At 69.3% G+C, this 18,842-nt stretch carries 19 protein-coding genes; 8 read left to right on the forward strand and 11 right to left on the reverse strand.

The features are described from left to right. The coding region (locus ABZ078_RS27315; RefSeq protein ID WP_356579409.1) for a TerD family protein at positions 1–557 on the forward strand (557 nt) is incomplete at its 5' end. Positions 558–616: 59 nt separating this feature from the next. On the opposite strand, the gene ABZ078_RS27320 is transcribed toward ABZ078_RS27315, so the two are convergent. The 6 genes from ABZ078_RS27320 to ABZ078_RS27345 all read right to left on the reverse strand — a co-directional run bounded on the left by ABZ078_RS27320 (position 617) and on the right by ABZ078_RS27345 (position 5,073). Next, complete coding sequence (locus tag ABZ078_RS27320; RefSeq protein ID WP_356579411.1) at positions 617–1,354, reverse strand: Tellurium resistance; 738 nt, start codon at positions 1,352–1,354, stop codon at positions 617–619. A gap of 103 nt (positions 1,355–1,457) precedes the next feature. Next, entirely contained in the window at positions 1,458–2,606 is a 1,149-nt protein-coding gene (locus ABZ078_RS27325) for a DUF475 domain-containing protein (protein ID WP_356579413.1), read from the reverse strand. Between the two features lie 49 nt (positions 2,607–2,655). Then, a complete protein-coding gene (locus tag ABZ078_RS27330; protein WP_356579415.1) occupies positions 2,656–3,231 on the reverse strand; it encodes a TerD family protein in 576 nt (191 codons plus the stop codon). 100 nt (positions 3,232–3,331) lie between these two features. Further along, on the reverse strand, positions 3,332–3,907 hold the full coding sequence (locus ABZ078_RS27335) for a calcium homeostasis/redox stress adaptation protein (protein ID WP_004001584.1): 576 nt from the start codon (positions 3,905–3,907) through the stop codon (positions 3,332–3,334). A 157-nt stretch (positions 3,908–4,064) separates the two neighbouring features. Then, complete coding sequence (locus tag ABZ078_RS27340) at positions 4,065–4,523, reverse strand: peroxiredoxin (protein ID WP_356579416.1); 459 nt, start codon at positions 4,521–4,523, stop codon at positions 4,065–4,067. Between the two features lie 112 nt (positions 4,524–4,635). After that, positions 4,636–5,073, reverse strand: a complete 438-nt coding sequence (locus ABZ078_RS27345; protein ID WP_019757723.1) for a DUF3052 family protein — start codon at positions 5,071–5,073, stop codon at positions 4,636–4,638. Between the two features lie 362 nt (positions 5,074–5,435). Here ABZ078_RS27345 and aceE point away from each other — a divergent pair, with 362 nt between their 5' ends. Both aceE and ABZ078_RS27355 read left to right on the forward strand, forming a co-directional pair. Next, positions 5,436–8,183: a pyruvate dehydrogenase (acetyl-transferring), homodimeric type gene (gene aceE / locus ABZ078_RS27350; protein ID WP_356579419.1), complete on the forward strand. Its 2,748-nt coding sequence runs from the start codon at positions 5,436–5,438 to the stop codon at positions 8,181–8,183. An 89-nt stretch (positions 8,184–8,272) separates the two neighbouring features. Continuing rightward, positions 8,273–9,022 (forward strand): ion channel, encoded by a 750-nt coding sequence (locus ABZ078_RS27355; protein ID WP_356579421.1) that lies wholly within the window; start codon positions 8,273–8,275, stop codon positions 9,020–9,022. Between the two features lie 109 nt (positions 9,023–9,131). Here ABZ078_RS27355 and ABZ078_RS27360 read toward each other — a convergent pair whose 3' ends face one another. After that, a complete protein-coding gene (locus ABZ078_RS27360; RefSeq protein ID WP_356579540.1) occupies positions 9,132–9,437 on the reverse strand; it encodes a small hydrophobic protein in 306 nt (101 codons plus the stop codon). Between the two features lie 296 nt (positions 9,438–9,733). Next, positions 9,734–11,353 (reverse strand): MFS transporter, encoded by a 1,620-nt coding sequence (locus tag ABZ078_RS27365; RefSeq protein ID WP_356579423.1) that lies wholly within the window; start codon positions 11,351–11,353, stop codon positions 9,734–9,736. Between the two features lie 65 nt (positions 11,354–11,418). Between ABZ078_RS27365 and ABZ078_RS27370 the strand changes: the two genes are divergently transcribed. The 3 genes from ABZ078_RS27370 (at position 11,419) to ABZ078_RS27380 (ending at position 14,274) form a co-directional block, all read left to right on the forward strand. Continuing rightward, a complete protein-coding gene (locus tag ABZ078_RS27370; protein WP_356579425.1) occupies positions 11,419–12,045 on the forward strand; it encodes a TetR family transcriptional regulator in 627 nt (208 codons plus the stop codon). A gap of 93 nt (positions 12,046–12,138) precedes the next feature. After that, entirely contained in the window at positions 12,139–13,356 is a 1,218-nt protein-coding gene (locus ABZ078_RS27375; RefSeq protein ID WP_356579427.1) for an alpha/beta hydrolase, read from the forward strand. Positions 13,357–13,422: 66 nt separating this feature from the next. Then, the gene (locus ABZ078_RS27380) at positions 13,423–14,274 is read left to right on the forward strand and encodes a DUF4429 domain-containing protein (protein WP_356579429.1); all 852 of its coding nucleotides are present in this window, start codon (positions 13,423–13,425) and stop codon (positions 14,272–14,274) included. Between the two features lie 11 nt (positions 14,275–14,285). On the opposite strand, the gene ABZ078_RS27385 is transcribed toward ABZ078_RS27380, so the two are convergent. Both ABZ078_RS27385 and ABZ078_RS27390 read right to left on the reverse strand, forming a co-directional pair. Beyond that, on the reverse strand, positions 14,286–15,299 hold the full coding sequence (locus ABZ078_RS27385) for an aldo/keto reductase (protein ID WP_356579431.1): 1,014 nt from the start codon (positions 15,297–15,299) through the stop codon (positions 14,286–14,288). Beyond that, positions 15,296–15,823 (reverse strand): MerR family transcriptional regulator, encoded by a 528-nt coding sequence (locus tag ABZ078_RS27390; protein WP_356579433.1) that lies wholly within the window; start codon positions 15,821–15,823, stop codon positions 15,296–15,298. The genes ABZ078_RS27385 and ABZ078_RS27390 overlap by 4 nt, the downstream gene beginning before the upstream one ends. Positions 15,824–15,994: 171 nt before the next feature. On the opposite strand from ABZ078_RS27390, the gene ABZ078_RS27395 reads away from it, so the two are divergent. After that, a complete protein-coding gene (locus tag ABZ078_RS27395; protein ID WP_356579435.1) occupies positions 15,995–16,816 on the forward strand; it encodes a serine hydrolase domain-containing protein in 822 nt (273 codons plus the stop codon). Positions 16,817–16,882: 66 nt separating this feature from the next. Here the strand turns inward: ABZ078_RS27395 and ABZ078_RS27400 are convergent, their stop codons facing one another. Further along, entirely contained in the window at positions 16,883–17,542 is a 660-nt protein-coding gene (locus ABZ078_RS27400) for a pirin family protein (RefSeq protein WP_356579542.1), read from the reverse strand. A gap of 85 nt (positions 17,543–17,627) precedes the next feature. On the opposite strand from ABZ078_RS27400, the gene fasR reads away from it, so the two are divergent. Then, a complete protein-coding gene (fasR, locus tag ABZ078_RS27405; protein ID WP_356579437.1) occupies positions 17,628–18,833 on the forward strand; it encodes a fatty acid biosynthesis transcriptional regulator FasR in 1,206 nt (401 codons plus the stop codon). The last annotated feature ends 9 nt before the right edge of the window (positions 18,834–18,842 follow it).

The following is an 18,842-nucleotide window of genomic DNA, read 5'->3' on the forward strand; positions in this document are numbered from 1 at the left end:
GCTCCCGGTCGTCGGCTCCACCTTCAAGAACCCCGATCTCGCCCGCACCTACGCGGAGTTGGCGAGGAACGGCGTCGGCGCGCTCTACCGGGGCGCTGCTGTACGACGCGGCGGTCGCCGACGGTGATCCGCTGGCGTACTTCGACATCAAGCCGGAGACGGGGCAGGAGACGGCCCTGATCTGCGGTGAGCTGTACCGCCGCGGTGAGGGCTGGAAGTTCCGCGCGCTGGGCGAGGGCTACTCGAACGGCCTCAAGGGCCTGGCCACGGACTACGGCATCTCGGTGGACGAGTCGGAGGCGGCGGAGGAGCCCGCGCCGGCGCCGGAGGTCTCCCAGCCGCTGCCGCCGGAGCAGCCGACGACGGCGGTCCCGGCCCAGCCGTCCTACGGCTACCCCCAGCAGCCCCCGGCGACGCAGCCGGCGTACGGCTACCCCCAGACCACCAGCCAGCCGGCCACGGCCCCCTCGGGCTACGGCTACCCGCCCCCGGTGACGGCAGCACAGCCGCAGGAATTCCGCCTGCCCCCACAGGGTCCGCAGTTCATCGGGCGCTAGCCGCGACGCCGACAGGGGCGCGGGAAACCGCGCCCCCCGAGCCCCGAGCTCTCAGGCGACTACTTCTCCGCCTTGGTCTTGTATCCCCGGCCCCACTGCAACCCCCACCCGAACAACCGGTCGAGCTCGGCCTGGAACCCGTAGACGAACTTCACCTCACGCCGGACCCACACCTCGTCCTTGACGTTCTCGATCATCACCACCGCACAGGACCGCGCCTGCGGGTGCCGCTCGTCGAGGCCTATCTCGATCCGGGGCCCGTTGCTCGGATACAGCGTGACGATCGCATGTGTACGGTCGAACGCCGGTGTCTGGTCGTAGATGTACACGAAGACCAGCAGCCGCTTGATGTCCTCCCGGTGATCGAGGTTGACGTAGATCGTCTCTCCGGACGCCGACCCGAACCGGTCGTCCCCGCTGAGCTTCACGTACGGCGGCGCGTTGACGTCCCCGAGGAACCCGCCCAGCGGCTGGACTACCCCCTTCGTCCCGTCGGTCAGCTCATACAGGCATCCGAGATCGAGGTCGACGTTGACCATGCTCTGACTGTGCCCGAGCACCTCCGGCGGCTTCAGCGCCCTGAACGGATGCCGCAGCAGGCTCTCCCGCTGCGATCCCCCGATGTCGGACGTCCGCATGCGCCACGTCAGATTGATCCGCAGATGCCCGTTCGCCGCGCCCTGCTTGGTGAGTGAGACCCGGTCGTGCCGCTTCGTCAGCTCGATCGAGTTCGACGACGCGCTGCCCGAGTCGAATTCGGCCGCCCGGCCACGCCAGAGTCCGTCCAAGAAGCCCATGCCGCCCCCACGTCCCACGAAGACCTGCGTTCACTCGGAAAAACCGGCGGGGCGGCCGGAGGCCCGGCCGCCCCGCACAGAGCGTTCCTCACCCGCGGCGGTGTCACACCCCGGACGAGACTTCAGTCTTCTCGTCCGGGGCCGCCGCTTTTCCCTCCGCTGCCGCCAGCGCGCGGTTGCGGCGGATCGACGACCAGAAGGACCAGCCGATCAGGACGACACCGGTCATGCCGGTGATGAACTCGTTGATCTCGTACTGGATGGTGACGAGCAGGATCATCGCGAGCGCGCCGATCGCGTAGTGCGCGCCGTGCTCCAGGTAGACGTACTCGTCGAGGGTGCCCTGGCGGACCAGGTACACGGTCAGCGAACGGACGTACATCGCGCCGATACCCAGACCCAGCGCCATCAGGACGATGTCGTTGGTGATGGCGAAGGCGCCGATCACACCGTCGAAGGAGAAGGACGCGTCCAGGACCTCCAGGTAGAGGAACATGAAGAACGCGGCCTTGCCGGCCAGGGCGACCGCCGAGCGGGGCTTGCCGGCGCGCTCGGCCTCTTCCTCGGCCTCGTGCTCGCGTTCCTCCTCCTCTTCGAGCTTGTCCTCGAAGAATCCGGAGAGACCGCCCACGATCATGTAGGTGATCAGGCCCCCGAGACCGGAGAGCAGAACCGTCTCCGCCTTGTCGACGTGTGCTCCGCCGTGCTGGTGGGCGTTGGTCGCGAAGGTCATCGCGCTGATGAGCAGCACGATCAGGGCGATGCAGACCGACAGCATGTCGACCTTGCCGAGCTTGGCCAGCGGGCGCTCCAGCCAGCCGAGCCACTTGATGTCCCGGTCCTCGAAGATGAAGTCCAGGAAGATCATCAGCAGGAACATGCCACCGAACGCGGCGATCGCCGGGTGGGCGTCGGTGACGAGCTCCTGGTAGCGGTCCTTGTCGCTGAGGGCGAGGTCGACCGCCTCGATCGGTCCCAGCTGGGCGCTGATGGCGACGATCACGACGGGGAAGACCAGTCGCATACCGAAGACGGCGATCAGGATGCCGATGGTGAGGAAGATCTTCTGCCAGAAGGCATTCATCTTCTTCAGAATTCCGGCGTTGACCACCGCGTTGTCGAAGGACAGCGAGATCTCGAGGATGGAGAGGATCGCCACGATGCCGAAGGCGGTCCACCCCCCGAAGAGGACCGCTGCAACGAGGCCGAGCGCGGTGACCGCGAACGACCAGCCGAAGGTTTTCAGAACCACTGGCTACCCAATCCTGTGTGTACGGGGCTGCCCTGCGCCGTACGCGGCTTTACGAAACATTGACTCCGAAGTCTAGGGCGATGCCTCGGAGACCCGACGCGTACCCCTGTCCCACCGCTCGGAACTTCCATTCTCCCTGGTGGCGGTAGACCTCGCCGAAGATCATGGCGGTCTCGGTGGAGGCGTCCTCGCTCAGGTCGTAGCGGGCGAGTTCCTGGCCGTCGGCCTGGTTCACGACGCGGATGAAGGCGTTGCTGACCTGGCCGAAGGTCTGGCCGCGCTCGTCGGCCATGTGGATCGAGACCGGGAAGACGATCTTGTCGCAGCGGGCCGGCACCTTGGAGAGGTCGATCAGGAGCGACTCGTCGTCGCCGTCGCCCTCGCCGGTGAGGTTGTCCCCGGTGTGCTCCACCGAGCCGTCCGGGCTCTTGAGCTGGTTGTAGAAGACGAACCACTCATCGCCCAGGATTCGTCCGCCGTCGCACATCAGGGCGCTGGCGTCGAGGTCGAAGGGGGCTCCGGTGGTGGAGCGCGCGTCCCAGCCGAGCCCGATCATCACCTGAGTGAGGTTCGGTGCGGCCTTGGAGAGGGAGACATTGCCCCCCTTGGCGAGCGTGACGCCCATGCTGCTGGTCCTCCCCGCGTGATGCTTCTTTGGTTGTCCTGCGCATCCGGCGCCGCACCCAAACGGTACGGCGCCGGACTCAGCCAGTGGCGTCCTCGACTCAGACGTTCACACCGAAGTCCTGCGCGATGCCGCGCAGCCCCGAGGCGTAGCCCTGGCCGATGGCCCGGAACTTCCATTCCGCGCCGTGCCGGTACAGCTCGCCGAAGACCATCGCCGTCTCGGTGGACGCGTCCTCCGAGAGGTCGTAGCGCGCGATCTCGGCGCCGCCGGCCTGGTTCACGACGCGGATGAACGCGTTGCGCACCTGGCCGAAGGACTGCTGGCGGTTCTCGGCGTCGTAGATCGACACCGGGAAGACGATCTTCTCGACGTCGGCCGGGACGCCGGCGAGGTTGACCTTGATCTGCTCGTCGTCGCCCTCGCCCTCACCGGTGAGGTTGTCACCGGTGTGCTCGACCGAGCCGTCGGCGCTCTTGAGGTTGTTGAAGAAGACGAAGTTGGCGTCACTGGCGACCTTGCCCGCGCTGTTCAGCAGCAGCGCGCTGGCGTCCAGGTCGAAGTCGGTGCCGGTCGTGGTGCGGACGTCCCACCCCAGACCGACGATGACCGCAGTGAGGCCCGGGGCCTCCTTGCTCAGTGATACGTTGCCGCCCTTGCTGAGGCTGACTCCCACGAGTCCTCCATTGGTGTCCAGGGGCGGGGAGCCCCGCCGTGCGTCTGATATGGGATCAACGAGTCGATCCTAGTGACGGGTTCCCGTACCTCGCAGGCCCTGGTGCCGAAGAATCACAGGTGTCGGTCACCAGAGGGACCGGACGGGATCACACGGGTCAGAGGGCGTCGAGGGCCTTGACGTACTCGTTCAGGTCACGGGCGTCGGGCAGGCCGTTGACGACGGTCCAGCGCACGACGCCCTCCTTGTCGATGACGAAGGAGCCGCGCACCGCGCAGCCCTTGTCCTCGGCGAAGACGCCGTAGGCGCGGCTGACCTCGCCGTGCGGCCAGAAGTCGCTGAGCAGCGGGTACTCCAGGCCCTCCTGCTCGGCGAAGACGCGCAGGGTGTGGATGGAGTCGTTGGAGACGGCGAGCACCTGGGTGTCGCGGTCGGAGAACTGCGGCAGGCGGTCGCGCACCTCGCACAGCTCGCCGGTGCACACGCCGGTGAAGGCGAAGGGGTAGAAGATCAGGACGACGTTCTTGGAGCCACGGAAGTCGGAGAGCTTCACGGTGGCGCCGTGGTTGTCCTTGAGCTCGAAGTCGGGGGCCTTGTCGCCGACCTGGATCGCCATCGTCGTGGATGTCCCTTCGGTGGGGCTGTTCGGGTGGCACCCACCCTATGCAGCGGCCACCGAGGCCCGTGCAGGAGGCCGGGCCGGGCGTTTCCGCCCGGCCCGGCACCGGTTACTTCTTGGCCTTGGCGGCCTTCGGCGTCACCAGACGGCTGCCGCTCCAGTCCTTGCCGACGCTGACGCTCTTGGACGCCGACAGACCCGCCGTGGTCGCGGCTTCCGAGATGTCACTCGGCTCCACGTAGCCGTCACGGCCGGTCTTCGGCGTCAGCAGCAGGATCGAGCCGCCCTCTTCGATGTACGTGGTGGCATCCACCAGCGCATCCGTCAGGTCGCCGTCCTCGTCGCGGAACCAGAGCACCACGGCATCGGCGACGTCGTCGTAGTCCTCGTCCACGAGCTCACTGCCGACGACTTCCTCAATGGCCTCGCGGAGTTCCTGGTCTACGTCGTCGTCGTAGCCGATCTCCTGGACCACCTGCTCGGGCTGGAACCCCAGCCTTGCGGCAGGGTTCGTCCGCTCCTCCGCGTGGTCCGCGGTCGCGCTCACGGGTTGCCTCCTGATCATGTCTTGGGAATAACTCAGCCACGCGCGTGCGCGAAGCATTGGCCGTAGTCCACACGGGCGGGGCGGATCGCGCAAGTACCCGGCCGTTCAGACCGCCGAAACGGTGACGATCGTGAACGTGTCACCGCAACTCTTCGCACACCATCATCGTCTCAAGGTGGCACACGCCACACCAATCTGCCCCCTTTGTGCGTTTGGGAACCATCCACGGGTGCTCCGCCGTTGACCAAGAGCCGGTTACCTCACAGTAGAGATGACGTTTGGCGCCCCGAGGTACACGATGGGGAGCGGTGCAGACACCCTGAAATCCCAGAAACACAGCCCTCTGACAGGTAAGGAACAGCGTGGCTTCCGGATCCGATCGCAACCCGATCATCATTGGCGGCCTTCCGAGTCAGGTTCCTGACTTCGATCCCGAGGAAACCCAGGAGTGGCTCGACTCGCTCGACGCCGCCGTGGACGAGCGCGGCCGGGAGCGGGCGCGCTATCTGATGTTGCGGCTGATCGAGCGGGCCCGCGAGAAGCGCGTGGCCGTGCCGGAGATGCGCAGCACGGACTACGTCAACACGATCGCCACCAAGGACGAGCCGTTCTTCCCGGGCAACGAGGAGATCGAGCGCAAGATCCTCAACGCGACCCGGTGGAACGCCGCCGTCATGGTGTCCAGGGCCCAGCGCCCCGGCATCGGCGTCGGCGGCCACATCGCCACCTTCGCCTCCTCCGCCTCGCTGTACGACGTGGGCTTCAACCACTTCTTCCGCGGCAAGGACGAGGGCGACGGCGGCGACCAGGTCTTCTTCCAGGGTCACGCCTCCCCGGGCATCTACGCGCGCGCGTTCCTGCTGGACCGCCTCGACGAGCAGAACCTGGACGCGTTCCGCCAGGAGAAGTCGAAGGCGCCGTACGGGCTGTCCTCCTACCCGCACCCGCGGCTGATGCCGGACTTCTGGGAGTTCCCGACCGTGTCGATGGGCCTCGGCCCGATCGGCGCGATCTACCAGGCGCGGATGAACCGCTACATGGAGGCGCGCGGCATCGCGGACACCTCCAAGTCGCACGTGTGGGCGTTTCTGGGCGACGGCGAGATGGACGAACCGGAGTCGCTCGGCCAGCTGTCCATCGCCGCCCGCGAGGGCCTGGACAACCTCACCTTCGTCGTGAACTGCAACCTGCAGCGCCTGGACGGCCCGGTGCGCGGCAACGGCAAGGTCATCCAGGAGCTGGAGTCGATCTTCCGGGGCGCCGGCTGGAACGTCATCAAGCTGGTGTGGGACCGCAGCTGGGACCCGCTGCTCGCACAGGACCGCGACGGCGTGCTGGTCAACCGGATGAACACCACGCCGGACGGCCAGTTCCAGACGTACGCCACCGAGACCGGCGCCTACATCCGCGACCACTTCTTCGGGGACGACCAGCGGCTGCGCGCGATGGTCGAGGGCATGACCGACGACCAGATCCTGCACCTGGGCCGCGGCGGTCACGACCACCGCAAGATCTACGCCGCGTACTCGGCGGCCCGCGCCCACAAGGGCCAGCCGACGGTGATCCTGGCCAAGACGATCAAGGGCTGGACGCTCGGTCCCAACTTCGAGGGCCGCAACGCCACGCACCAGATGAAGAAGCTGACGGTCGACGACCTCAAGCGCTTCCGGGACCGGCTGCACCTGCCGATCGCCGACAAGGACCTGGAGAGCGGGCTCCCGCCGTACTACCACCCCGGGCGGGACTCCGAGGAGATCCAGTACATGCACGACCGCCGCAAGTCGCTCGGCGGTTACGTACCCACGCGCGTGGTGCGCTCCAAGCCGCTGGCGCTGCCGGACGACAAGACGTACGCGACCGTGAAGAAGGGCTCGGGCCAGCAGTCCATCGCGACGACCATGGCCTTCGTCCGTCTCCTCAAGGACCTCATGCGGGACAAGGAGATCGGCAGGCGGTTCGTGTTGATCGCGCCGGACGAGTACCGCACGTTCGGCATGGACTCGTTCTTCCCGAGCGCGAAGATCTACAACCCGCTCGGCCAGCAGTACGAGGCGGTCGACCGCGATCTGCTGCTCGCGTACAAGGAGTCGCCGCAGGGGCAGATGCTGCACGACGGCATCTCCGAGGCGGGCTGCACCGCCTCGCTGATCGCGGCGGGTTCGGCGTACGCCACGCACGGCGAGCCGCTGATCCCGGTGTACGTCTTCTACTCGATGTTCGGTTTCCAGCGCACCGGCGACCAGTTCTGGCAGATGTCCGACCAGTTGGCGCGCGGTTTCGTGCTCGGTGCGACCGCCGGCCGTACGACCCTGACCGGTGAGGGCCTCCAGCATGCCGACGGCCACTCGCAGCTGCTCGCCTCGACCAACCCGGGCTGTGTGGCGTACGACCCGGCGTTCGGCTACGAGATCGCGCACATCGTCAAGGACGGTCTGCGGCGGATGTACGGCGGCGACGCCGAGCACCCGCACGGCGAGGACGTCTTCTACTACCTCACCGTCTACAACGAGCCCATCCAGCACCCGGCCGAGCCTACGAGCGTGGACGTCGAGGGCATCCTCAAGGGCGTCTACCGCTTCAGCGAGGGCACGTCCGGCTCGATTCCGGCGCAGATCATGGCGTCGGGTGTCGCCGTTCCGTGGGCCGTCGAGGCGCAGAAGATCCTCGCCGAGGAGTGGAACGTCAAGGCCGACGTCTGGTCGGCGACCTCCTGGAACGAGCTGCGGCGTGAGGCCGTGGAGTGCGAGGAGCACAACCTGCTGCATCCGGAGGAGGAGCAGCGGGTGCCGTATGTGACGCGGAAGCTGAGCGGTGCCGAGGGGCCGTTCGTGGCGGTGTCCGACTGGATGCGGTCGGTGCCGGACCAGATCGCCCGGTGGGTGCCGGGGACGTACCAGTCGCTGGGCGCGGACGGGTTCGGCTTCGCGGACACGCGGGGTGCGGCGCGGCGGTTCTTCCACATCGACGCGCAGTCGGTGGTCGTCGCGGTGCTGACCGAGCTGGCCAAGGAGGGCAAGGTCGACCGCTCGGTGCTGAAGCAGGCCATCGACCGGTACCAGCTGCTGGACGTGTCGGCGGCTGATCCGGGGGCCGCGGGAGGCGACGCCTAGCGCCCGGGGCGTCAACGGCTCGATGGGGTGGTGTGCCCGTGGGTGACCCGCGGGACACACCACCCCTTCACCTTTCCTACGATGCGGCCATGAAGCGACCGCCCGCCCAAGCCCGTTGGGAACGGCTCACCCAGCGCCCCCTGTTCGGTCTGGCCCTGGTGTTCGCCGTGGCCTATGCCGTGCCGATCGTCGAGCCCGACGCGAGCCCGGCGGTGAAGTCCGCGTGCCTCGCGGTGGAGTGGGTGGTGTGGGCCGCGTTCGCGGTGGACTACGTCATCCGGCTGCTGCTCGCCGAGCGTCGGCGGGAGTTCGTGCGGACGCACTGGCTTGACCTGTGCGCGGTGCTGCTGCCGTTGATACAGCCGCTGCGACTGCTGCGGCTGGTGTCGACGCTGCTGCTGGTCGGGCAGCGGGCGCGGATGGCGTCGCAGATACGGCTCACCACGTATGTCGGCGGGGCGGTGATCGGACTGATGATGTTCGGGTCGCTGGCCGTGCTGTCGGTGGAGCGGGACTCGCCGGACGGGAACATCAAGACGCTGGGTGACGCGGTGTGGTGGTCGTTCACGACCATGACGACCGTGGGGTACGGGGATCATGCGCCGACGACCGGCCTGGGGCGGATGCTCGCGGTGGGGCTGATGTTGTCGGGGATCGCCTTGCTCGGTGTGGTGACCGCGAACATCGCCGCGTGGTTCATAGCGCGGTTCGAGATGGACGACGTGGAGGAGCGGCGGCAGACGGAGGCGATAAGGCTGTTGACGGAGGAGGTGCGGGCGCTGCGGGCCGAGGTCGCCGCGTTGTCGGGGGACAGGGTCGGCGAGCAGCAGGTGGGTTAGGGGCTGTTGCCCGGCGTGGGGGCCGGCCCGCAAGGCGGCACGACTGCCCGCAGGCCGCGCGGACGCGCGGGCCCGCAGGCGAGTCGAGGTCGGCTGGGGCAACCGTCGGCTAGAACAAACCGTTACCCGGTGTTGTCGTCCCCGCCAGCCAGATGATGGCCAGCAAGGTGTCGATCACGCCCAGCACCACAGCGACCAACGCCGGGGCCGGGCGGGCCCCCGACCACGTACGGCCCATGGCCAGCCATCCGCAGGCGATCGCCACCGGGCCGAGGATGATGCCCAGGACGAAGAATCCGGCGACCGCACAGATGGCCCCGATGATGCCCAGAGTCGCGCGATCCGGCCCGGTCCGTGACCACGTCCGGCCACGTGAGCGGGGGTGCCTGCGCGTTCCGTGTCCGAAGCCCGCCATCGTCAACTCCTTGAGTCGGCGTTCGAGTTGGCGAGTACCCACGGTGCGCGCTTCATGCCCGCGCGTTTCGGGCCGTCGACGCGCTGCCCCCCTCCGGCAGCGCGCCGCAGCCCGGTTCGCCCTCGGCGTCGTACGAACCTGCCCGAGGAACATGCCGTGCGGGACGGCTTGACCCACTGTGACCTGCGGCGCGGGCCGCGTGGGAGGGATCGTCGGCGTTGTCACCCTGATAGGGGAACTCAGGGCGACGAGGGAACTCGGGCCGCCGATCCCTCCGTTGTGCGACGCGTCAGGCGTCAGATGTGCGCGGCGCCCGCGCCCGCCTCCGCGTTCGCGCCCCGCTTGGTGAGGAAGGCGACGAAGACGGCGACGACGGCCACGCCCGCGGCGACCAGGGACGCCAGGCTCATGCCCGAGATGAAGGTGTCGTGCGCCACGTCGGTGATCTTCGCGGCGATCTGCTCCGGGGTGCCAGGGGGCACCGGTGCGGCACCCTGCTGCACCGCCTGCGCGGCTTGGTCCTGCTGTGCCGGGGTGAGCTGCGGCAGGCCCGCGTCCACCCAGTTGCCCGGCAGGTCGCTGTCGACCTTCGACGCCATGACGGCGCCCAGAACCGCCGTACCGAGGCTGCCGCCGATCTGCATCGCCGCCTGCTGGAGACCGCCGGCGACACCGGAGAGTTCCATGGGGGCGTGGCCGACGATGACCTCCGTGGCGCCGACCATGACCGGAGCGAGGCCGAGGCCCAGCAGGGCGAACCAGACCGACATGAGGCCGCTGCCGGTGTCCACTCCGAGCGTGGACATGCCGTACATGGCGATCGCGGTGGCCGCCATGCCGCCGGCCATCGGGACGCGCGGGCCCAACTTGGTGATCAGCGCGCCCGCGAGCGGGGAGCCGACGATCATCATGCCGGTGAGCGGCAGGAGGTGGAGGCCGGCGTCGATCGGGCTCATGCCGTGCACGTTCTGGAGGTAGAACGTCACGAAGAACAGGCCGCCCATGAAGGCGATGGCCATCAGGACCATGAGAACGACACCGGCGGACAACGGGACGGACCGGAACAGCGCCAGCGGGACCAGCGGCTCCCGCACCTTCGTCTCCCAGAAGGAGAACAGGGCGAAGCCCAGGACCGACACGGCTATGAACGCCCATGTCCTGCCGTCGCCCCAGCCCCACTCCGGGGCCTTGATGATCGCCCAGACCAGGCAGAACGTGGCGCCCGAGAGCAGGGCGATGCCGAGGATGTCGAAGGAGCGCGGGGCGTTCTCGGCGCGGTGGTCGAGCAGGATCCAGATGCCGAGGGCGACGGCGAGGACGCCGACCGGCACGTTGATGAAGAACACCGACTGCCAGTTGACGTGCTCGACGAGGACACCGCCGAGGATCGGGCCGCCGGCCGTCGAGGCGCCGACGACCATGCCCCAGATGCCGATGGCCATGTTGAGCTTCTCGGCCGGGAACGTGGCCCGCAGCAGGCCGAGCGCGGCCGGCATCAGCAGGGCGCCGAAGAGTCCCTGCAGGACGCGGAAGACGATGACGGCGGCGATGCTGCTGGACAGGCCGATGGCGCCGGAGGCCGCGGCGAAGCCCACCACGCCGATGAGGAAGGTCTGCCGGTGCCCGAAGCGGTCCCCGAGCTTTCCGGCGGTGATCAGAGAGACCGCGAGGGCGAGGAAGTAGGCGTTGGTGATCCACTGGACCTGCGCCCAGCTCGCGCCGAGATCCTTTGCGATGGCCGGGTTGGCGATGGCCACGATGGTGCCGTCGAGGGCCACCATCATGACCCCCACTGCGACCGTGATGAGCGTGAACCAAGGGTGGCCGCGAAGCCCCTTGGCCGACGTCGCCTCCGACGGAGTTGCCGGTGCCTTGTCCCCCGACCCCGTCGTTTCGATGGTGGTCTGACTAGTCATGTGTTCAGGCTAATGACAGCCTCTGCCAGTTGACAAACCAATTCACAAGTCGGTAACTGACAGATATGGAAACACTGCGCGAACGCAAGAAACAGCGCACCCGGGATGCGCTGCTGCGCACCGCGCTGGAGCTCTTCACCACCCAGGGGTACGAGCACACGACCGTCGACCAGATCACCGAGGCCGTCGACGTCTCGCAGCGCACCTTCTTCCGCTACTTCGCCGGCAAGGAGGAGGCCGCGCTCGCAATGGGCGACGTGGCGGTGGCGCACTTCGTCCGGGCCGTGCGCGAGCGGCCGGCGCACGAGGCCCCCATGGAGGTGCTGCGGCAGTCCGTGCTGGAGAGCTGGGACACGCTCAACGACGTGATCGAGGCCGTCGTACCGGTCGAGCTGTATCTGCGCATGCACCGGGTGATCGAGTCGACACCCGTCCTGCTCGCCGCCCATCTGCGCAAGTCCGTGGAGATCGAGGAGACCATCGCGCGCATCCTCGCCGAGCGCGAGGGGGTCGACGTGGAGACCGATCCGCGACCCCGGCTGGCGGTGGCGGTCTTCGGCGGCGTGATGCGGCTGACGGAGCGTCAGTGGAGCACGGGCGAGGACCTGGGTCTCGACGCCATGCGGACGTTGACCGTCTCATATCTCGAACAGGTGGGGCCGGCACTCAGCGAGAGCTGGCGAACACGCTGAGGTCATCAGCGTGTTCACGCCGACCTGAGCGAAACGTGATACCCGTCACTCGGTTAACGCGAGACCCTCTCGTTCTCCTAGTGTGTCCTTTCAGTGACTTCCTTCGACACGCCCCCGCAACTGAATGTCTGGCGCGCTCTGCTCGCGCTGGCCGTGGTGTTCGTGATGCTGGCGACCACCGGCTGGACCGCCCTGCGCAACGAACGGAGCGCCGCACCGCTGCAGGCCTCGCTCAGCGCCTGGGAGCACGGGAGCATCGCCGGGCACCGGCTGCCGGCCGCGGACTCCTCCCCCACCCGGCTCGCCCGTTTCTTCGCCTCGCTCACCGAGCGGCAGCGCAGCACCCTCGCCCACCGCTATCCGCTCGCGGTCGGCAACATGAACGGCGCCCCCGTCGAGCTGCGCTACCGCGCCAACCGCGTCGCGCTCGACGAGGCGCGCGAGGTCGAGCGCAAACGCATGCACGACGACAGACTCACACCCGACGGACAGCGTGAGGCGGGCCGCCGTATGCATCGCTTCGAGGCGATGCTGCAGGCGGACCGGCGCATCCTCGCCTTCGACCCGGAGGGCTCGGGGCGGGCCGCGGAGGTCTTCGGCGACCTGGACGGGGCCGAGCGGATCTCGGTCGTCGTCCCCGGCGTCGACACCGACCTGCTGACCTTCCAGCGCACCAGCCGCAAGTACTCCGCGCCGGTCGGCATGGCGCAGTCCCTGTACGCCGCCGAGCGCGACGCCGGCCCTTCGACGCGTACGGCCGTGATCGCCTGGGCCGACTACACCGCGCCGAGCGGCCTCGGCATCGACTCGGCGACGGCGATGCGGGCGCAGTCCGGTGCCGTACGCCTGAACGCGCTGGTGCGGGCGCTGCCCGGCAGCTCCCCTGTCTCCCTCTTCTGCCACAGCTACGGCTCGGTGCTGTGTGGGCTGGCCGCGCCCGCGCTGCCGGCCCGGGTGGCCGACATAGCGGTGGCCGGCAGCCCCGGCATGCGGGTCGCCAACGCCGCGCAGCTGGGCACCTCGGCGCATGTGTGGGCGATGCGGGACGCCGACGACTGGGTGCAGGACGTGCCGTATCTCGAACTCGGCGGGCTGGGGCACGGGGAGGACCCGGTGTCGGCGGTGTTCGGGGCGCGGGTGCTGTCGGCGCGGGACGCGCAGGGACACGGCGGCTATTTCGAACCGGGCACGGACAGCGTGCGCAACTTCGCCGAGATCGGGGTTGGCGCGTACGAGTCGGTGCGCTGCGCCGACGATTCCGAGACCTGTCGGGCGGGTTTGTCCGACACGGTGTCGGCCGGACGCGCGTAGAGACGCAGGAACTGCGGTCTGCGCGGGGTGGCGACGGAGGAGCACGTGCCGCATACGATGAGCCGCATGGGTGACGTACTGGCCGGATTTCATGCCGCCTGGGAGTTCGAGTCCGACTCCGTGCTCATCCGTTACGAACGGGGGATTCGAACACCTAAGCTTTTTCAGGCACTTGCGGAACGTCGAGTTCCTCTTGAGGCGATCGCCGGGGTGACACTGACGCCCGGCAAGCGCGGGACCGTGGCACTGCGCATCGAGCCCCGGCCCGGCGCCGATCCGCTGATGGAGGCGGCGGCGGGGCAGTTGAGGGAAGGGTGCGATCCGTATCGGCTGGTGCTGCCGGCCGACAAGGAGACGCTGGCCGAGTACTACGCCGACGAGTTGCGGGCGCTGGTGACGCGGTCCGGGCCGGCGGAGAAGTTCCTGGTGGACGCGCCCGATGTGCCGCTGTCGTTCAAGGCGTACGACGGGAAGGCGTCCTTCGACGGCGAGACCGTGCGCTTCCGGTGGTTCTGGACGGGGGCGTCGTCGGCCAAGTGGAAGGCCGGGGACCAGAGCTTCTCCGTCGCCGAGTTGATCGGCGTCGAGTGGCGGTCGCCCGAAGTCTTCGAGGGGCACCTGCGGTTGCTTCCGCGGGACTCCGCCGACGACCGGCCCGCGCAGGCCGACCAGGACCCGGCGGCCGTGGTGTTCGGACTGGGCTACGGGCCGGTACACGAGTCGTTGCCGTTCGCCGCGGCCGTGCTGGCCGCGGTTCGCTCCGCGGGTGGGGCGGCTGTCCCGGCCGCGGCCGCGCCGCGCCGGGATCCCGCCGACATCGCTGAGCGGATCCGTCACCTGGGGGAACTGCATCAGGCGGGGCTCGTGACGGACGAGGAGTTCTCGATGAAGAAAGCCGAGTTGCTGGCGGAGCTGTAGGGCGTCGTGGGCTACTCCCGGCCGGCGGAGGCGAACCGCATGTCCGCGTACCTGTCGCCCGCCACCTTCGCCGCGATCGGCTCCAGCAGCGCCAGCTCGTCCTCCGTCAGGACGATTCGGGTGGCCGTCACGTTCTCCTCCACCCGGCTCGGCCTGCGCGTGCCCGGGATCGGGACCACCGCAAGGCCGTGCACCGCCGCCTGCTGCTGTACCCACGCCAGGGCGATCTGGCCCAGTGACGCGCCGTGGGCCTCGGCGACCGTGCGGATCGGGTCCAGGAGGGCGGCGTTCGCGGCCGCGTTCTCGCCCGTGAACCGGGGCTGCTGACGGCGGAAGTCGTCGCTCGTCAGGTCCTCGGCCTTGGCGAAGGAGCCCGTGAGGAAGCCGCGGCCCAACGGGGAGTACGGCACCAGGGTCACGCCCAGTTCGCGGGCCGCGGGGACCACCTTCGGCTCGATGTCCCGGCTGAACAGGGACCACTCGGACTGGACCGCCGCGATGGGGTGGACGGCGTGCGCGGCGCGCAGTTCGTCCGCCGTCACCTCGCTCAGGCCCAGCTCCTTGACCTTGCCCTCGCGGACCAGGTCGGCCATCGCGGCGACGGTCTCCTCGATGGGGACGTTCACGTCCCGGCGGTGCATGTAGTAGAGGTCGATCACGTCGACGTCCAGGCGGCGCAGGCTCGCCTCGACGGCCTGGCGTATGTACGGCGCGTCGTTGCGGATGACCCGGCGCGTCGGGTCGTCCGGCGGGATCGACAGGGCGAACTTGGTGGCGATGACGACCTCGTCGCGGTGCGCCTTGAAGAACGGCGAGAGGAACCTCTCGTTCTCGCCCGCGCCGTACGCGTCCGCCGTGTCGTACAGCGTGACGCCCAGCTCCAGCGCCCGCTCCAGGGTCGCCCTGGACTCGCCCGCGTCCGAGGGACCGTAGGCGAAGCTCATGCCCATGCAGCCGAGGCCCTGGACACCCACCTCGGGGCCCGTCGCGCCGAGTCGTGCCGTTGCGATCCTGCTGTCGGTCATCCGGCCTGCTCCGTCTTCTCCTGCTCGAAGGTCTTGTCCTGCTCGAAGGTCTTGTCCTGCTCGAACGTCTTGTCCTGCTCGTACAGACGCCCCGCGTCCCCGTAGAAACTGATCTTCCGGTCGAGCACGGCCAGCGTGTCCTGGAGCTCGACGATCCGGGCGAGCACGTCGCGGCGGGTCGACTCCAGCAGCTCGAAGCGCTCGCCGAACGTGTGGTCGCCCTCGCGCACCAGCTCGGCGTACCGCACCATGTCGGCGACCGGCATGCCGGTCAGTCGCAGCTTTCCGACGAGGTCGAGCCAGTCCAGGTCGCGGTTGCTGTAGCGGCGCTGGCCCGTGTGCGAGCGGTCGATGTGCGGCATGAGGCCGATCCGCTCGTACCAGCGCAGGGTGTGGGCCGTCAGGCCGGTGAAGGCGACGACCTCGCTGATCGTGTAGCTGTCCTGGCCCTGCGGCCGTCGGTGCGGGTGCGGCGGGGCGGCGCAGCTGTCGGTCCTGGCACTCCTGGTCTCCATCACCGTCATGCGCTCCACGCTATGACCTTGGAGTGCGCTCCAAGCAAGCGGAAACGGTAAGAAAACCACGGGACATGGAGTGGCGAGCCGGACGGGGCCCCACGCAGCCCCGCGCTCCTCCGGGGCGCGACAGCGACCCCTCGCTGCGGCCGTACCCGTGAGCGGCTTAGGCTCACAGGCATGTCGCTGAGCAGCCTCGCACTGATCGAGAACTGGCCTGTTCCCACCGCCGCCGCGGGCGTCGTACGGGCGGACGGCACGGTCCTCGGTACGCACGGTCCCGTCGGTCACCGCTTCCCCCTCGCCTCGGTCACCAAGCCGCTGGCCGCCTACGCCGTCCTCGTCGCCTACGAGGAGGGCGCGGTCGAGCTGGACGAGCCGGCCGGGCCGCAGGGGTCGACGGTGCGGCATCTGCTCGCGCACACCTCGGGGCTGGCCTTCGACGAGCACCGGGTGACGGCCGCGCCCGGCGAGCGGCGGCTGTATTCGAACGCCGGGTTCGAGCAGCTCGGGGACCACCTCGCCAAGGTGACGGACATCCCGTTCGCGGAGTATCTGCGGCAGGCGGTGCTGGAGCCGCTGGGCATGACGGCCACGTCGCTGGAGGGCTCCCCGGCGAAGGACGGGGTGTCGTCGGTCGGGGATCTGCTGCGGTTCGCGGCGGAGGTGCAGGCCCCGCGCCTGCTGGACCCGCGGACGGTCGCCGAGGCGATGACCGTGCAGTACCCGGGGACCAAGGGCGTGCTGCCGGGGTACGGGCACCAGAACCCGAACGACTGGGGGCTCGGCTTCGAGATCCGGAACGGCAAGTCGCCGCACTGGACGGGCTCGGCGTCCTCGCCGCGCGCCTTCGGGCACTTCGGGCAGTCGGGCACGTTCCTGTGGATCGACCCGGATGCGGGGACCGCCTGCGTCGCGCTGACGGACCGGGCGTTCGGGCCGTGGGCGACCGAGGCGTGGCCGGTGTTCACGGACGCGGTGCTCGCGGAGTCGCGGGGGTGACGTCGGCTGGGGTGCCCTGGGCCTCGTCCGCACACGCCGGACAGGCCGGCAGAGCCCGCGGTCGCCTCAAGAAGGTCCCGTCATCTCCCACATCAGCAGCTCCGCCGTACCCAGCCCCACCGCCTCCAGGTCCTTCGCGGCCGTGATCCGCGCCGCGTCACCGGCGCTCAACTCCTCGCTGCCCAGGCGTACTCGACCCCGCACGACATGCGCGTACACGAACGCCCCGTCCGGCACCGCCGTCCGCTCCCCCGCCCGCAGGCGGCGTACGTGGAGCATCGCGCCCGCTTCCGGGACGGCGTACGGCGTCGAGTCCGCGATGCCGTGGACGATCTCGTACGCCGGGTCGCCGCCCGGCGACAGCGGGGCCAGCCAGGTCTGGATGAAGGTGAGAGGGGTGTCGGCGTCGTTGCGCTCCACGTGCCGTACGCCGCCCGCCGAGCTCAGCCGCTGCACGTCCCCGGGGCCGACCCGGGTCTCGTGGCCCGTGGAGTCGCGGTGGGTCAGTTCGCCCTCGACCACCCACGTGACGATCTCGGTGTGGCTGTGCGGGTGCTCGTCGAAGCCGGCGCCGGGGGCGAGCCGCTCCTCGTTGCAGGCGATCATCGCGCCGAAGCGGAGGTTGTCGGGGTCGTAGTGCGGGCCGAAGGAGAAGGCGTGGCGTGACTCGATGCCCGCTGCCGGATCCCCTCCGGGGTAGCGCTCCGCGGCGCGCCGTACGTCCATCACGGGCTCCACCGTAGCCCCACCGGGGAGCTCACCCGCGACCCCTCTGGCACGCGCTCTGGTCCGGATAAGGCAGTCTTGTCCCGTGCCCGAACCCGAATCCCGTAAGTCCCAAGCCGCCGCGCACGCCGTTCACGCCCATGCCGCGACCCTGAAGCGGCTGGAGAAGTCCTCCGGCTCTCTCGCCGCGCAGGCCATCGCGCGGATGGACGAGACGCTGCCGTGGTACCGGGCCATGCCACCGGAGAACCGCTCCTGGATCGGTCTCGTCGCCCAGGCCGGCATCGCCGCCTTCACCGAGTGGTTCCGGCACCCCGACGCGCCCCAGGCCATCTCCACCGACGTCTTCGGGACCGCGCCCCGCGAGCTGACCCGCGCCATCACGCTGCGGCAGACCGTGGAGATGGTGCGCACGACCATCGAGGTCATGGAGTCGGCCATCGACGAGGTCGCCGCTCCCGGCGACGAGAGCGTGCTGCGGGAAGCACTGCTCGTCTACGCCCGGGAGATCGCCTTCGCCACCGCGCAGGTCTACGCCCAGGCCGCCGAGGCACGCGGTGCCTGGGACGCACGGCTGGAGTCGCTCGTGGTCAACGCCGTGCTCAGCGGCGAGGCCGACGAGGGGGCCGTCAGCCGGGCCGCCGCGCTCGGGTGGAACTCGCCGGAGCATGTGTGCGTCGTGCTCGGGACCGCGCCCGACGGGGACAGCGAGCTGACCGTCGAGGCCATACGGCGGGCCGCCCGGCACGCCAAGCTCCAGGTGCTCACCGGGGTGCTCGGGGACCGGCTCGTCGTGATCGCGGGGGGCAGCGACAACCCGCTCGCGGTCGCCAAGTCGCTGATCGGACCGTTCGCCGCCGGACCCGTCGTCGCGGGGCCCGTCGTCCCCGATCTGCAGGCCGCCACCCGGTCCGCGCAGGCGGCGGCCGCCGGCCTGAAGGCGTGTTCCGCCTGGCAGGACGCTCCGCGTCCGGTACTCGCGGACGATCTGCTCCCGGAGCGCGCCATCGCGGGAGACCCGAGTGCGCGTGAGCAGTTGGTGGAGGAGATCTACAGACCGCTGGAGGAGGCCGGGTCGGCGCTCCTGGAGACGCTCTCCGTCTACCTCGAACAGGCGAGCAGTCTGGAGGGGGCCGCGCGGATGCTGTTCGTGCACCCCAACACCGTGCGCTACCGGCTTCGACGTGTGACTGACGTCACCGGCTGGTCGCCTTCCGATGTACGCTCCGCGTTCACCCTGCGCATCGCGCTGATCCTGGGCCGTCTGGTCGACGGCGATCTTCAGTTCTAGGCTTTTGTC

Origin of the sequence: Streptomyces sp. NPDC006385 (genome assembly GCF_040612485.1) — a bacterium.
Lineage (GTDB): Bacteria > Actinomycetota > Actinomycetes > Streptomycetales > Streptomycetaceae > Streptomyces.

Bases quoted from the DNA above. Each gene is read 5' to 3' on its own strand.
- ABZ078_RS27320 (WP_356579411.1), bottom strand. From the start codon at position 1,354: ATGGGCTTCTTGGACGGACTCTGGCGTGGCCGGGCGGCCGAATTCGAC.
- ABZ078_RS27330 (WP_356579415.1), bottom strand. From the start codon at position 3,231: ATGGGCGTCACGCTCGCCAAGGGGGGCAATGTCTCCCTCTCCAAGGCC.
- ABZ078_RS27340 (WP_356579416.1), bottom strand. From the start codon at position 4,523: ATGGCGATCCAGGTCGGCGACAAGGCCCCCGACTTCGAGCTCAAGGAC.
- ABZ078_RS27355 (WP_356579421.1), top strand. From the start codon at position 8,273: ATGAAGCGACCGCCCGCCCAAGCCCGTTGGGAACGGCTCACCCAGCGC.
- ABZ078_RS27360 (WP_356579540.1), bottom strand. From the start codon at position 9,437: ATGGCGGGCTTCGGACACGGAACGCGCAGGCACCCCCGCTCACGTGGC.
- ABZ078_RS27365 (WP_356579423.1), bottom strand. From the start codon at position 11,353: ATGACTAGTCAGACCACCATCGAAACGACGGGGTCGGGGGACAAGGCA.
- ABZ078_RS27370 (WP_356579425.1), top strand. From the start codon at position 11,419: ATGGAAACACTGCGCGAACGCAAGAAACAGCGCACCCGGGATGCGCTG.
- ABZ078_RS27380 (WP_356579429.1), top strand. From the start codon at position 13,423: ATGGGTGACGTACTGGCCGGATTTCATGCCGCCTGGGAGTTCGAGTCC.
- ABZ078_RS27385 (WP_356579431.1), bottom strand. From the start codon at position 15,299: ATGACCGACAGCAGGATCGCAACGGCACGACTCGGCGCGACGGGCCCC.
- ABZ078_RS27390 (WP_356579433.1), bottom strand. From the start codon at position 15,823: ATGACGGTGATGGAGACCAGGAGTGCCAGGACCGACAGCTGCGCCGCC.
- ABZ078_RS27395 (WP_356579435.1), top strand. From the start codon at position 15,995: ATGTCGCTGAGCAGCCTCGCACTGATCGAGAACTGGCCTGTTCCCACC.
- ABZ078_RS27400 (WP_356579542.1), bottom strand. From the start codon at position 17,542: ATGGACGTACGGCGCGCCGCGGAGCGCTACCCCGGAGGGGATCCGGCA.